The 15252-nt window shown below is 40.9% G+C and carries 9 protein-coding genes and 1 pseudogene; 8 read left to right on the top strand and 2 right to left on the bottom strand.

Annotation, left to right across the window (positions count from 1 at the left end; translation table 11 throughout):
- Positions 1-105 precede the first annotated feature (105 nt).
- Complete coding sequence (locus L6494_RS09140) at positions 106-882, bottom strand: Npun_F0296 family exosortase-dependent surface protein (protein WP_237994012.1); 777 nt, start codon at positions 880-882, stop codon at positions 106-108.
- Between the two features lie 509 nt (positions 883-1391).
- On the opposite strand from L6494_RS09140, the gene L6494_RS09135 reads away from it, so the two are divergent.
- The 6 genes and pseudogenes from L6494_RS09135 to L6494_RS09110 all read left to right on the top strand — a co-directional run bounded on the left by L6494_RS09135 (position 1392) and on the right by L6494_RS09110 (position 9189).
- Positions 1392-2570, top strand: a complete 1179-nt coding sequence (locus L6494_RS09135) for an anhydro-N-acetylmuramic acid kinase (RefSeq protein ID WP_237994010.1) — start codon at positions 1392-1394, stop codon at positions 2568-2570.
- A 465-nt stretch (positions 2571-3035) separates the two neighbouring features.
- Positions 3036-3302 carry a hypothetical protein gene (locus L6494_RS09130; protein WP_237994008.1) on the top strand — a complete coding sequence of 89 codons (267 nt, stop codon included), beginning with the start codon at positions 3036-3038 and terminating at the stop codon, positions 3300-3302.
- Positions 3303-3507: 205 nt separating this feature from the next.
- Entirely contained in the window at positions 3508-5742 is a 2235-nt protein-coding gene (locus tag L6494_RS09125; protein ID WP_237994006.1) for a CHASE2 domain-containing serine/threonine-protein kinase, read from the top strand.
- 221 nt (positions 5743-5963) lie between these two features.
- Positions 5964-6653, top strand: a pseudogene (locus L6494_RS09120) (glycosyltransferase family 39 protein); the annotation flags it as partial.
- A gap of 915 nt (positions 6654-7568) precedes the next feature.
- Positions 7569-8588 (top strand): VOC family protein, encoded by a 1020-nt coding sequence (locus L6494_RS09115; protein ID WP_237995921.1) that lies wholly within the window; start codon positions 7569-7571, stop codon positions 8586-8588.
- A 10-nt stretch (positions 8589-8598) separates the two neighbouring features.
- Positions 8599-9189: a YdcF family protein gene (locus tag L6494_RS09110; RefSeq protein ID WP_237994004.1), complete on the top strand. Its 591-nt coding sequence runs from the start codon at positions 8599-8601 to the stop codon at positions 9187-9189.
- On the opposite strand, the gene L6494_RS09105 is transcribed toward L6494_RS09110, so the two are convergent.
- Positions 9179-9571, bottom strand: a complete 393-nt coding sequence (locus tag L6494_RS09105) for a hypothetical protein (protein ID WP_237994002.1) — start codon at positions 9569-9571, stop codon at positions 9179-9181. The two genes, L6494_RS09110 and L6494_RS09105, sit on opposite strands and share 11 nt — an antisense overlap.
- 625 nt (positions 9572-10196) lie before the next feature.
- On the opposite strand from L6494_RS09105, the gene L6494_RS09100 reads away from it, so the two are divergent.
- Together L6494_RS09100 and L6494_RS09095 are read left to right on the top strand one after the other, a co-directional pair.
- Positions 10197-10739, top strand: coding sequence for a hypothetical protein (locus tag L6494_RS09100; RefSeq protein WP_237994000.1), 543 nt, complete (start codon positions 10197-10199; stop codon positions 10737-10739).
- Between the two features lie 420 nt (positions 10740-11159).
- Complete coding sequence (locus L6494_RS09095) at positions 11160-15167, top strand: DUF2157 domain-containing protein (RefSeq protein ID WP_237993998.1); 4008 nt, start codon at positions 11160-11162, stop codon at positions 15165-15167.
- Positions 15168-15252 lie beyond the last annotated feature (85 nt).

Below are 15252 nucleotides of genomic sequence, written 5' to 3'. Positions count from 1 at the left end.
ATAATCATGAGTATTTTCAATTAAAGAATGTCTCAGGCCTAGCCAAGTTTTCCAAGAGTATCATCTATTTTTAATTTGGCTAATCTCTCATTGTTTCAATTAATACTATTTAGCATCTTGCAACTTTTGCTTGCGGCGTTGGTGTAGCACCATACCACCCACAGCTAGCATCCCCAAGATTGCGCCAGGTTCAGGAGTAGATTGGGGGTTATTGAACTTACCACTACCAATGCGAAATGTGTGGTTGTCACTTTCAAATCCACCGCCTCCAACTTGGGAAAGCTTAATTTCGTCAAAGTTGTCTAGCGCGCTGTCAGAGAAAAACTCAAAGAAGCCATTCTTTTGGTCGTTCATGTCGATACCCACAACTGTCGCAATCTTGTTCAACGCTGCGTAGTCCCATTTACCAACGGTTACTCCTCCCTTGAGTAACTCAAAAGTATTGCCAGTGCTTAAAGCACCTGCATTAAGACCAAAATAGTTGAAAACGCCACCATTCTTGGCTGTGATACTGACAGAGTTATTTTGAAAAACTGCTAAATATTTGCTCTTATTTACTTCACCACCAGCACCAGCAGGGGCCCATCGATCATTAAATATACCCGTGCTTCCAGGGCTTGTAGCATAGCTACCGCCAGAAAAGGTGTATTTTACCAGATCGTTACCTTGAAAGTTTTTGTCTGTTACACCATTGAAATCAATAGTTGTAAAATTCTTATTGTTAACATTTTCAGAGAAAGCACCTTCATTAGTTACGCCTGGTGTACGGTAAGCACCAGCAGTGTAGGTCAGGCTAACAGCATGGGCAGAACCAGCATAAGCAAGAGGAGCGATCGCAGATGCAGAAAGAGCAGCAGCACAAGCCAGTTTTTTGATTAACATATTTTTGAATTGCCCTGATGATGTTGTGTATAAGTAAATTGTGTAACTAATTTGTAATAGAAACCAGGATGTAATTACTGGAATTTAATCAACAAATAAAAGGACACAAGTTAGTGATTCAATCAACTTTTTTATCGCAAAAATTGGTGTAATTACAGAGAAAATATGTGGTAACAATATTTGTTCTTGGGAACAATTATGAACTTATGATGAAATCGCCATTAGTCTTTAAAGTATTGTCTTTTGGCTAACACTGAATTTAAAGAAGAGATGAAAACTCACGCTATTGTTAGATGGAAACTACTCAGAAGCCTTTAGCATCCTTCAAAGCTGAATAATCACAGCAAATCAACCATCTGTTTTTTGACACGGGCAATGGCATCAACTAAACTACTACACGATGGCGGAAGGTAGGAAGACAATACTATTCAAAATTAGCAAAAAGCTTACAGCGTAGGTATTTTATCGTTTGCCTTTTACCGTTTACCTTTTTATAAGAGCCTCTGTTTATGCCCCAGACTGGACAAACTGCTTCTCCTACCCGCGTGATTGGTTTAATCAGTGGTACATCTGTAGATGGTATAGATGCTGCTTTGGTAGAAATTTCTGGTACAGATTTGGATCTGCAAGTTGAGTTACTAGCAGGGAAAACCTATCCCTATCCTGAGGAACTGAGAGAAAAAATATTGGCAGTTTGTGCGGGTTTAGCTATCTCAATGGCAGAATTAGCAGAATTAGATGATGCGATCGCCAAAAGTTTTGCCCAAGCCGCCCAAAATATTCAAACAGACCACCAGCCAGCTACTTTGATTGGTTCTCACGGTCAAACTGTCTATCATCGACCGCCTGAAAGTAAGGGGGTGGGGAAGCATTCTCTTGGCTATAGCTTACAACTGGGTCGTGGTGCTGTAATTGCTGACCTAACGAAAATTACAACTGTGAGCAACTTTCGCGTGGCTGATATTGCTATTGGTGGTCACGGTGCGCCTCTTGTACCTAGAGTTGATGCGTTTTTACTCAGTCATCCCCAAGAGGGTCGTTGCATTCAAAATGTGGGCGGGATTGGGAATGTGGCTTATATTCCCCCCCGTCGTGACGACTGGTTAAATAAAATTCGTGGTTGGGACACTGGCCCTGGTAATAGTTTGCTAGATTTAGCAGTGCAGCAATTAACAGATGGTGCTAAAACCTACGATGACGGTGGTAAATGGGCGGCTAGCGGTAATCCCTGCGATCCCTTGGTGGAACAATGGTTATCTCACGAATACTTTCATCTACACCCACCAAAATCCACTGGTCGGGAGTTGTTTGGTGTAGATTACCTGGATCAGTGTTTCCAAGATGCTACACCGTATCAACTGAGTCCGGCTGATATGCTGGCAACACTGACAGAATTGACGGCGGCTTCCATTGCTCACAGTTACCATACATTTTTACCAGAAATGCCCAACCACGTCTTTTTATGTGGCGGCGGTAGTCGTAATCTTTATTTGCAGCAAAGGTTGCAGTTATTATTGGGAGAAATACCAGTTTCAACAACTGATGACGTAGGTTTGAATGCTAATTTTAAAGAAGCGATCGCCTTTGCTGTTTTAGCCTATTGGCGACAGTTGAACCTCCCTGGAAACCTCCCTGCTGCGACCGGCGCACCTTGCGAGGTCTTGTTAGGAGAAGTTCATAGCTGTTAATACTTGTCCTCGTCCCCTTGTCTCTCCTGCTTGCTGCCTCTAAAATTGTGGTTAAACTGGACATCATGTATCATGCAAGCTGTTTACCGTTAAACTAAACTTGCTCAAATCTACTCGAAGACTTAAGGCGTTAGCTTCCTGTTTCACTCTGGTAATGTCGGCATTATCCAGTCCACAGGCTTAAAATCGGGTGTAACTCACCCTATTTTTCAGTTTTTGATTGAGTGAGAAACTTCGCTACTTTACTCCCTTATTTTCAGCCATTTAAAACTTCTGGGTTTTCTCAGTTACCTTGCTACAGGCTGGCTACTCTTAAAAGTTTTGTACAGGTTCTCAAGCCTTAATTTTTTTTAGCTTGGTTCTCGCTTATGCTAATTATAGAGGATTTTGAGGAAATTTGAGCAGGTTCTTGAACACTGTTTAAAACCCTATATATATAGTTACTGAGATAGAGGGGATGGAGATATGAGGGTTTGGTTGGCTTGCTTTTTGGTATTATTTGCCTTAGCAGAACTTTTTGACTGGTTAAAAGCATTTTCTCTGCCATTACCTATCTATATTTTGGGTGGTGCTTTTTTAGCGGTGGCTTCTAACTATGAAAAGATTATTGGATCTTATTTTAGTGATGGAAGTGAACAGTCTCAAGTAGAGTCCTTTGCTCCATCTACTGACGCAATTCCTTTAACATCGGCGACTCAAGTTGTAGATGCTCAACAAGAAGAGATAGTTTAAACCAATTCGCAATTCGCAATTCGCAATTCGCAATTCGCAATTCGCAATTACGTGTTGTAACGGGGATTTAGACCCCTACATTTTGTTAACAGTGAACAGTGATCTATTTATCCGTGGGTATAAGTCCCCCACTTTACGCCTGATAACTGATAACTGATAACTGAATTAAATCGCTCACCCCAATTCAGGCTACTTTCCCAACGCCGTGATTAGTGGAATATTAAACAGACTCAAAAGTGCATTCATCAAAGATAAAAGTTACCGTGACACTAGTTTTAATCAGCACTGGTGGCAGATAATTTTGGTGACTAGTCTAGGGGTGACAGCTTTAGTCTGGGGAAGTCGAGAATTGAAATGGTTGCAGTCTTGGGAGTTGAAAGCCTATGATCAGATGCTGCGATCGCGTCCTATAGAACCACCAGATCCACGTATATTAGTAGTAACAATTACTGAAGAAGATTTAACCCTGGAAAAATGGCCTCTGTCAGATGCCACTATTAATAAACTATTAGCAAAATTAGAATCTTATCAACCCCGTGTTATTGCTCTAAATATTTACCGGCCGACGCAAAACAATTTAGCCAATGGTCTAGAAAATCCTCATAATATTATTGGCACTTGTTTGTTTAGCAGTATGGGTAGGTCAGAAATTTCAGCCCCTCCCAATTTACCGCCAGAGAATATTGGTTATAACGATTTAATTCCTGACAGTCAGGAAGACCAAATTATTCGCCGTGCTTTATTATTTTCTGAGCCAATAGATCAAAAGTGTGATACACAATTTTCATTCGCCGCTTTAGCAGCGATTAACTATCTAGAACAAGCCGATATTAATGTTGATTTTGCAAAACACAATTTTTATCTCGGCAAAACTATCTTCCCCATTCTCTCAGCTAATTCTGGTAGTTATCAAGCTATCAATGCTCGTGGTTATCAAATTCTCTTAAATTACCGCCACCCCAACCACTTGGCTCAAACTGTTACTCTCACTCAAGTTCTGAATAATCAAGTTAACCCCAATTGGGTCAAAGATAAACTAGTAATTATTGGCACAACAGCCGCCAGTGTTCACCCTGGATTATATACACCCTACACGGCTGCATCCAAACAACCAGCTAGAACACCTGCTGTTTTTATTCACGCGCAAATAGCTAGTCAACTCCTCAGCACAGTCTTGGACAAACGACCCCTAATGTGGTATTGGCCTGACTGGGTAGAACTAATTTGGCTTGGGGGTTGGTCATTAATGGGGAGTGTTTTGGGATGGCGACTGCGACATCCTTTATTGTTGGTAGTAGTGGGCGGTATAACTCTAGCTGGTTTAGTAGGGATATGTACTGGTTTGTTTCTCCAAGCTGGATGGCTTCCCCTGATTCCTCCAGCTTTAGCTTTAGTGATGAGTAGTGTGAGTGTCATGACCTACACCACCTACAAAACACAGCAGCAAACCAAGGTCATACTGCTGCAAGTGGAACAACAACAAGCAGCTATTGAGCAGTTAAATATCCTGTTACAAGAAACTCAAGCAACTATAGCTACTACAGCAGTTTATGACCAACATTCTCACAATCATGCTGCTATTGTCACCCCAGAAAAAAATACTGGGGACTTATTATTAAGTGGTCGTTATCATATTATTTCCGTGATTGCTTCAGGGGGATTTGGTCGCACCTATTTAGCCCAAGATACCCAAAGACCAGGGAATCCTAGTTGTGTAGTAAAACAGTTAATGCCAGCCCGTCGGGATACCAAGTTTTTACAAGTTGCTCGCAGGTTATTTAATACTGAAGCTGAGATTTTAGAAGTGTTGGGTAAACATCAACAAATTCCCACACTATTTGCTTATTTTGAAACTGATGAAGAGTTTTATTTAATAGAAGAATATATTTCTGGACACACATTAAATGAGGAATTACCCCCTACAGAAAATATCAAAAGTGAAGCTTTTGTGATTGCAATGCTCAAAGAAGTTTTAGAAATTTTGGCATTTATACATGAGCATCGGGTTATTCATCGAGATATTAAACCAACGAATATTATTAGGTCTGCTAAAGATAACCGATTAGTATTAATTGATTTTGGTGCAGTCAAGTTAATGCAGCCACCCAGCAGCGATGAAACAGAATTAGCCACAGTCGCCATTGGGACGCGGGGGTATGCACCACCAGAGCAATTTGCCGGACATCCCCGTTTATCTAGTGATATTTACGCTCTCGGTATGATGGGGATTCAAGCATTAACAGGGATATCACCCCAAGAACTCCAACCAGACCCCGAAACAGGTAATGTGATGTGGAGAGAATCCGCAGAAGTTAGTGCAGAATTGGCAGAAATTTTAGATAAGATGGTGCGTTATCATTTTAGCGATCGCTATCAATCAGCTAATGCTGTGCTGCAAGATTTAAAGCGATTTTCTAATTTAATACATATATTATCTTAAAATTAAAATATATAATAATCTATTTTAATTATTGAAGTTATTTGCGTAGCCAGGGAAATCTTACAGTAAATAGGTAACTATAAAGATTTTTTTCAAAAATCAAATCTGATTCCCATGTAGGAATTAATAATTTTTTTGAAGCTATGTATTATATTTGTGAGCTTCCGTTTTAATATTGATAGTTATGATATGAAAATCTGAATTTTTTACCAAAATTATCAATGACGAAACCACCAAAAATATTTAAATTCTTATTAATTACTATATTAGTAATTGGCATATTTTTTAGATTTGTGAATTTAGGAAAAAAAGTTTATTGGGGAGATGAGACATATACTTCTTTAAGAATATCCGGTTATACCTCAGCCGAAGTAGAGCAAGACACAAGTCAAGACAAGATTTACACTCAACAGGATATACAAAAATATCAGCTGATAAATTCTGAAAAAGGATTACAAGATACCATCAAAGGTTTAGCACAGGAAGAACCACAGTTTCCACCAATATATTTTGCAACAGCTAGATTCTGGGTACAGTGTTTCGGAAACAGTGTGGCCGTCATCCGCAGTTTATCTGCTTTCATTGGCATACTAATATTTCCGTTAACTTATTGGTTATGTTTAGAATTATTTGAATCAGCATTGGTGGGGTGGATTGCTATTGTTATCATGGCTGTTTCCCCAGTGCAAGTTTTGTATGCTCAGGAAGCAAGACCCTATAGCTTGTGGATGATTACAGTTTTACTATCAAGTGCATCATTTTTAAGAGCATTAAGGGTAAAAACTAAAGTCAGTTGGGTAATTTATACAGCAACATCTGTGTTAGGACTTTATTCTTACCTACTCAATATTTTAGTTGTGATTAGTCATGGTATATATCTATTGATTAGAGAAAATTTTAAATTCAGTAAGATATTTATTGGTTATTTCGTTTCAGCATTGACCTCAATCCTGTTATTTACGCCTTGGATTGTGACGATAATTATTAACTTAAATAGTTTGAAAGAGACCTCAAAATGGGCATTAGAATCTATACCAATATCGGGCTTGATATCGGAATGGATGAGGAATATAAGTTATAGTTTCATGGATTTTTGGTTTTATTTTACCTACTTCCCAAAATCTCCTTTGAATCTAAAATTTGCTAATTATCTCATTCCTCTCATCTTACTGTTGGTTGCCTACTCCTTCTATTTTATTAGCCGCAAGACTTCACCAAAAATATGGTTATTACTTTTTACCCTGATAATTGTCAATGCACTACCATTGACATTGCCAGATTTAATCGTTGGGGGATATCGTTCTATCATGTCCAGATATTTCTTTCCCTGTTATTTAGCTATTCAGTTATCTGTAGCTTATTTATTCGCTATAAAAATTCAGCCTGAAAACGGCAAATTATTACAGGCTAACCTATGGAAATTAGGGTTGTTTATTCTACTTTTGGGTGGGATCGTATCTTGTGGTGTTAGCTCTCAAATGGATACTTGGTGGAATAAAAGAACCATATCACATGATCATATTCTCATAGCTGAAAAGATGAACAAGAAGAATAATTCTTTGTTAATAATGGAAGCCAATAAAAACGCAGCTATATCCCTTAGTTACCAACTGAAGGCAGATACTAAATATAAATTTATCAATAGTTCAAAAATTATAGAAATACCTGATGGTTTCAGTAATATTTTTTTACTAGAATCTGGCAGAATTAAAGCAGATAACCTTCAAAAAGAGCAAAACCTGCAAATAAAATTGGTCTATAAAGGACGCAAAAAAAAATCTCTGGGAAATATTCTAAAATATGTCATTTACAACTTACATTTTGGCATGACTCAGGCTGCGATTGAAGGTATCTATGAAGTCTGTATTGGTGTTCCCGATGCAATTTTTGCAATTCAATACTGGGAACAATTTGGCTATCGAATCGGCCAAATGGGTGAACTGTCCCCTAGTGCAGCTTATCAATTGTATGGGGTGAATTCTGGTTTACGCTCGATTCGCCTGTACCACCAAAATGCAGATCATGGTTTGATTAGGTTGATGGTGTGGCAAAATCCCACAAATCCAGGGTTGGGTTTAGCCTCAATGAAAATTAAGGGCAATCGTTGGGCTACTAGTTTAACGGCTGATGTCTTAACCATTTTAAACCATGCAGAGGAAGCAAAAGCCGCAGGTCGGGCTATCCGCTATACTCCCCCTTACTGGGAAGTAATTTACCAAAAAGAGCAAAAAAAGCGTCCTTTTATCGATCCGGTGGTTGGGGTGCGCGAAATGTTGTTATTGCAACCATTGACTCGGCAGGTTTTTTTTCAAAGGTTTGGCTATACCATTCCTAATTACGGCGAAATTAACCACATCTGTGCTTTCCAGACTAGTCAGTTTACCCACATGGGGATTATCGTTCAGGATGACAGTAAGGAAAGCCTGAAATTTTACGAAGAAGTTTTGGGTTTGTTGCGGGTGCGTGATGATGTGGAAACTAGCTATGAATCTTCTCCGGCGGGAAGAGATATTTTTGATTTACAACCAGGGGAAAAGTTTATTGTCACTACCTTTGATGATCCCCGTTCCTCTAAGTCTGATATGATGGCGGCGCGGAGTGGGAGGTTGTATGTGATTCGGTTTCCCAATGGGATGAATTTAGAGTCACGGTTTGAAGCAGCGCAACCTGGTAGTTTGGGGATGTCACTCTATACTTACCGGGTGCGAGGAATAGAAACATTTTGCGATCGCATTCAGGCTAGTCCTGTGCCAAAATTTACTAGTATTGTCGAAAATGAGTTTAGGGAGAAAAGTTTCTCCTTTGTTGCGCCGGATGGGTACTTCTGGAATTTGGTGGAAGGGTAAATAAGTCAAAATGTCGAAAAAATCGCTAGTCTTGATTTTACTGGCTTTAATGTCTGCATTGCTAGTGGCGATCGCATCTACAGCCATCAGCATTTATTTGTATGGAAGTAACACCCACAATCTCAAAGCAGATGCAGCAATTGTCTTGGGTGCAGCCGTCTGGGGAGAAGAACCTTCACCAGTGTTTCGAGAACGCATTAACCACGCCGTTAACTTATATAAAAATGGCGATGTGAATCAGATTATTTTTACTGGTGGGGTTGGAGACAAGAATGAACCCGCCGAAGCTATAGTTGGTAAAGACTATGCGACTCAGCAAGGGGTAAAAGCAGCCGATATTCTCACTGAAACTCAGTCGCGCACAACTCGCCAAAACCTCAAAAATGCTGGGGAAATCGCATCTCATCACCAATTAACTAAGTGTCTCATTGTGAGTGATCCTTTGCATCTTAAACGAGCTGTATGGATGGCGCGAGATTTAGGTATGGATGCGTATCCATCGCCTACACCTACTACCCGCTATCGTAGTTTGCAAAGCCAAATACCTTTTTTAATGCGCGAAACCTATTTTTATTTTGTCTACCTGATATTTAAAATTTAGTCACCGTTAGCTTCCAACCAGAATCGAGGCGGGGTACTTTGAGATAATCGACTGGTTCAGTGCGTTGCGGAATTTGCTTACTTGCGGATTCCTGGCATTTTTTCAAGATAGCATCAGGATTTTCCAGAAATTCTAGTGGGTTGAAGTTTTTACATCCTTGTTCTTGTACCACTGTCAGAGAACTGGCGGTATCTTGAAGATTATTGGTTTGGTTAATGGGATTATTCCACTGACTATTGATGGTGACTGCTTCTGTCAACAAAGCCGCAGCCTCATGACGTTCGCTGGTGATTTCGAGGGGATTTTCTTGGTTAGCATAGGCAGTTTGGCTAACTGCGATCGCACTCATTACTAAAACTAGGCTTATATAAAAGTATTTCATCCAAAACCTCAGTTTCCCAGAATTTAAAAATATGAATTACAAACTTGTATTCAGTAGACATCTTGCAAAAGCCTGAAAATGAAATGTGTCATTCTGAATGAAATGTACAATCTTTGAGATGTTTCGCTTCGCTCAACGTGACAGCTTCAGCATTTGTGCAAGATATCTAGTCTAGTTCTAACAAAAATATTTCGATAAGTCTATAGTGGTGATTAAACTCAATCATCTTTAATTTTGCTGCATAAATTAAATATCAATACGCTATCATGACTGAAAGTTTAAAATTTCAGTTTATCTGAAACATCGGTGTTCTGAAATAAATTAAATATGTAGGATTTTTCAACGTAAAATAAAGTCTGTAATTAAAGCTGCATGGTCAGAATTAGCATTACCCGCAATGTAAGAAAATAATGACAATCATCTTAAAATCGATATGGTAGCGATCGCCACAATTAAATTTATTTTTGGCTACATATAATTCATTTACGTAAGTATCACCAATTAACATCAATTACACTTGCCTATTTTTTGGGTTACATACCATTTTAAAATCAATGAAAGCTCTACCGGAAGGGTGCAAAAAGTAGTTGAATAAGTACCAGTAACTGACATAAAAATTTTGATAATGAGAATTTGGGCTGCGACAGTTGTACTCACTTCTTCTTTGGTAATGTCTGGGGTTCTTCATCCTTCTGTTTTTGCCAACAATGCTAAGACACCTATTCAGTCCCAGTCAAACAAAGCTCAACAGATTGATGTTCGTAAAGCTGAGTTTGGTATCGCCAAAATTGACTCTGAAGGGACATTTAACTTCACACCTTCAACGAAAGTACCTCTAGCGGAAGGTAACAAATACGGCTGGCGAATTCAACTGCAAAATGTTCAGGGTGAAGTCAAATGGCGGGAAGTAATACGATTACCAAAGCCTCCAGAAACCTGGGCTACAGATAATGGTGAAAACTTCACGTTATCACCAGACGGTGTTGAAGCTATTTCTAATCGCACACAGTTAGCTAAAGATGGTGTGATTGAGAATTTTTGGACGATCGCACCCGGTGATCCTCCAGGTAAACATACAATACACGTATATGTTGATAACCGTCTCGTGGGTAATTTTGAATTTGAACTTTTACCTCAAGGGGGACAGGCGCAAAAGGGTAAAAGATAAACTTTAGTTAAAAGTAATCTCGAACCCCACCCCCAACCCCCTCCCCGCCAGCGAGGAGAGGGGGCTATCACATATGTCATTTGATTAGGAAACGTTATATACTTCAGAACCCCGGTTTCTTCGCAATACCTTTGTCAATAGACATTTTGCATAAATGCTGAAACTGTCATGTTGAGCGAAGCGAAACATCTCAAAGATTATACATTTCATTCACAATGACACATCTCATTGTGGGACTGTTGCAAGAGGTCTAATGATGAACGACAGATATTTTCACAGAAACCGGGGTTCTATAAAGATTAAGGAATAAGAACTTACATGAATAATTACTATCGGTCAGTAAAATAACTGGCATAGCGATCGCATAACTATACTGTAATCGAATGAAGATTTAAGTATCTACCAAACCCCCTGCGGCTTATGTCATCGCCCTTTGAGCATCCGCCTAAAATTGAGTTAAAAATATCTTCCAACCATCCTGAGTTATTGGCAGGGTTGGATATATGGTTGCGCTTGGGTTTAATATCCGATATCCAAGTTAGACAAGTATGTCGAGAATTTCTTTCCTGTCGAGTGGAGTTGCAACCCCAGGTTGAACTTGAACCACAGCGAGTAGCTGCATCCCCTAGGAGATTAGAACAACCATTAATTGCCTATCTACCTGAAGAACCAAAAAAACTAAAAAAACCAGCAAAACCCAATTTTGCTAACCAAATGTTGCAGTCTTTAGGGGCAGAATTAAGCGTCCGTTGGCTGCTGTTTTTGGGTGTATTTTTAGTAGTCTTATCTTCTGGAGTCTTGGCGGCTAGCCAGTGGGAGAGATTCCCCGCTTCGGGACAGTATGGGGTGTTATTTGCCTATACTTTGAGTTTTTGGGGTTTAAGTTTTTGGGCTGGTAAACAAAATAACTTGAGATTAACAGCTCAGACACTGCTGATTGTCACTCTGTTGTTAGTGCCGATTAACTTTTGGGCAATGGATAGCTTCGGGTTGTGGCGTAATCTCTTAGATTGGTTGATAGTGGCGATCGCAGCTCCAATCCTCACTATAATTACGATTGTATTATGTAAAAATCGCACACTCATCACCAATGCACCTAGAGGGAAGTTACCTCTATTCAATATTTTGGGATTGATTTATTTGCATTGGGGTTGGCAATTACCTTTATTTCCCCTGACGGCGATTTATGTGGCAATGGTAGGTACGACTATCCTGACGCTGTATCAACATCGCCGCCAGCCACCTACACCACTAGAGGCACAACCGCCGGGATTAGGGATTAATTTATATGCGTCTGTAATTATTTATGCTTTATTACTCCTACTAGGACGAGGAATATTTGTTGCTGGGGTTGATGTTACTCAATTAGGTTTAGCTATTGGTATCTGCGGTTGGTTAGGAACTTGGTTAGCACAGCAGGGAAGATGGGGAGCAGGGGAGCAGGGGAGCGGGGGAGAGAGTGAAAATAATGCCCCTGTATTGCAAGCGGATGTGCTTTGGGAAAGACTGGGCGGGATTTTGCTGTTTTTGGGGTGGTTGGTAGCAGTATTTAATCATCCAGCCCAAGCTATAGCTGTGAGTGGCTTGGCTTTGTGGGCGGTGACAGTCCGGTTGTACAGATATAGCTTACAGATTGATTTATTATTATTGTTTGTTATTGGCTTGCAGGCAATTTGGTTGGGTTGGCGGTTAGTTCCCTCTGGTTTGCAGCAATTAGCTATCACAGTGGGAACGCAAATCACCCAATCTCAAAATGAACCTTGGGCTTTATTGAGTGTGGTGTTATTTCCCTACCTAGTGTTCATGGTGGTGGTAACGGAGAGTTTACGCGCAGCCAACAAGCGAGAAACAGCAAAATTTGGCGAATTTATCACCCTGTTATTTGGGACTTGTTTAACTGCGATCGCTACCGTTAATCCTACCTTGCGATCGCTCAATTTTCTCTGTTCTACCATCACTCTGGCAGTTGTCAGCAAGCGGCGTTCTCCTCTCCCTATTCCCTTGGTGTATCTGACGCACACAATGGGAGTGCTGACATTTTGTTCGGTGATTAATTGGCTATTACCAAATCTAGCTTTCCATCTGTGGGCAAGTATTTTATTAGTGCTGATGCTAGCAGAGTGGGGATTTAGTCTTAGTGATAGAGAAAACCCCTCCCCTACAACTGTAGAGACGTTGCACGCAACGTCTCTACATATTCCCCCTTTGGGGGTTAGAGGGTTCGGTCAAAACGAACTATGGCGGCGTAGTGCATGGCACATGGGATTTGTCCTAGCAGCCGTGAGTTTCTTGTTGCTGTGGACAAATGCCGAATCAGCTTGGACAGGAGTAATTAACAGCCAAGACTATTGGGGAGTAATTTGGTTAACTACACCTATTGCACTCACCGTTTTAGCTAGTCGGACAACTCAACGCCTGACTGCAAATAGTTTCTTGGGTGTTCTGACGGTGTGTGCAGTGCAGTTACTCACCTTACCCTTACCAGGAATGCGATTAATTGGCTTGGCGGTGGGTACTGGTGTGATGTATACCAACACCCGCTATTTATTCAGCCAACAATGTGCAGGTGTCACCATTGGCTTTGGTTTAAGCTTTATCACGGCGGTGCTGTGGGAAGGTATCCCTGGTTTAGCACGCCTAGCCATACCGGGGTGGTTTGTTGTTGGTGCGATCGCTACTTTCGGCTTATGGTTAGTAAGAACAATACTATTACGGCGGGATGATGAATTAGCGGGGATGTATGCAGCCGCTAGTGATAAATGGGCGATCGCACTATGCACTGTAGAGTTATTCTTAATGACCCTACATTCTTCCTTAGTTTATCAGGGTTTTGTCACGCCCGGATTTTGGTACTTAATCGCCACAACCATCACCTTAGCAGCCATTATTTATCGCAGTTGGCAACAACCAACAAACTGGGCATTTTATGGCATCGGTTGGGGTGTAGAGTTATTAGTTGCCGAAGTTTTGGGCTTTGGGGAACATTCAATTATTCGTATTGCGATCGCTAACATTGCCTTGGGTTTATTCTCGCAGATTTTGGGCGAATGGTGGCGGCGCAGATTCCAATTAACTCGACTTCCCAGCAGCTTCCACGTTTTACCCTTGATTTATGGTGCATTTAGTGTATTGCTGCGGGTAAATGTCTTTACCAATTGGTCGGGGTTGGCTTCTTTGGGTGTAGCATTAATCTTTGTTGGGGTAGGACGACGCAACCGCGACTTAAAACCCTTGCTGTATTTGGGGATTATCGGCATTTCTATCTCTGCCTATGAACTCCTCTTCTACCAAATGTTGCAAGCCTCCGGCGGCGGCTTAGGTGACGGCTTAATTGCAATGGCTGCCTTGGGTACGACTATCATGTCAGTCTACCGCGTCCTTACCCCGTGGCTGACAACATGGTTACGCCTCACCCCCCAAGAACTCAAAGGTATTGCCCATCTGCATTGGGTTTGGAGTAGCGGCTTACTCATGGCGGCAATTGTCCTACCTATTCAAGTTAACCGTATGGTGGGATTAGGAACAGGGGCATTTTTGATTTCCTATGCCATCTTGCAAGGTAAACAACCTGCTAACGAAAATGACACCCTAGTTTTTGGACGCATCCCCACAGCAGACTTTTGGGTGTACCTCGGCTTCTTATTAATAGCTGGGATGAGGGTTTATTGGCGAGAAACCGCCGTAGGACAGTTTATCACAGGGGCGTTAGTACCTTGGAATGGTGCGATCGCCTGCGTATTTGCTTACTTTTTATACAGTCTACCTTGGGAGCGTTGGGGCTGGTCTAAACAACCTTGGCGACTAGCCGCTTACATTGTCCCCCTAGTGATTCTGGGGGAAACTAGACTAGAAGTTTACCCGATTACCTTGGTAATTGCGGCTGGGTACTATGTTTTTCTAGCCAAGCTGGGTGAAAACATTCGCTTCACATATATTAGTGTGGTCTTGATAGATTGGGCGTTGTTTTTGTGGTTTGATAGGTTACGCCTGAATGATTCCTTATGGTATGTGACAGTGATTGGTTTATCACTGCTGTATCTTGCCCAAGTAGACCCGCCACTGCAACAGTCAGAAAATAAACTCCCCCGTCACACTTTAAGATTAATCAGCAGTGGTATAATTTGCGGCTGGGCAATTGTATTTTATCAACATACGCCCTTAATACCGGGAGGATTTGCCCTGATTGCTATTTTTGCCGGGTTAGCTTTACGTGTGCGGGCATTTCTTTACGTTGGCACAACCGCCTTTTTCATTACTAGTATTTACCAATTAGTGATATTTAGTTTGCGCTACCCCTTCCTCAAATGGGTAGTTGGGTTACTAGTTGGTGTTGCCCTAATTTCCATCGCCGCTAACTTTGAAACCCACCGCACTAAAATTACCTCATTACTACGTAATAGGAATAATGAATTCGAGGAGTGGCAATAATATTCCAGCAAGTTGCAAGTTCGTAGTAAGGACTTTAGTCCTGATTTTTCTAAGCACTAAAGTGCTTACTACAAACTTACAAAAC

Origin of the sequence: Nostoc sp. UHCC 0870 (assembly GCF_022063185.1) — a bacterium.
Lineage (GTDB): Bacteria > Cyanobacteriota > Cyanobacteriia > Cyanobacteriales > Nostocaceae > Trichormus.
Note: the sequence above shows the minus strand (reverse complement) of the source record. Positions and strands in the feature narration are given on the sequence as shown.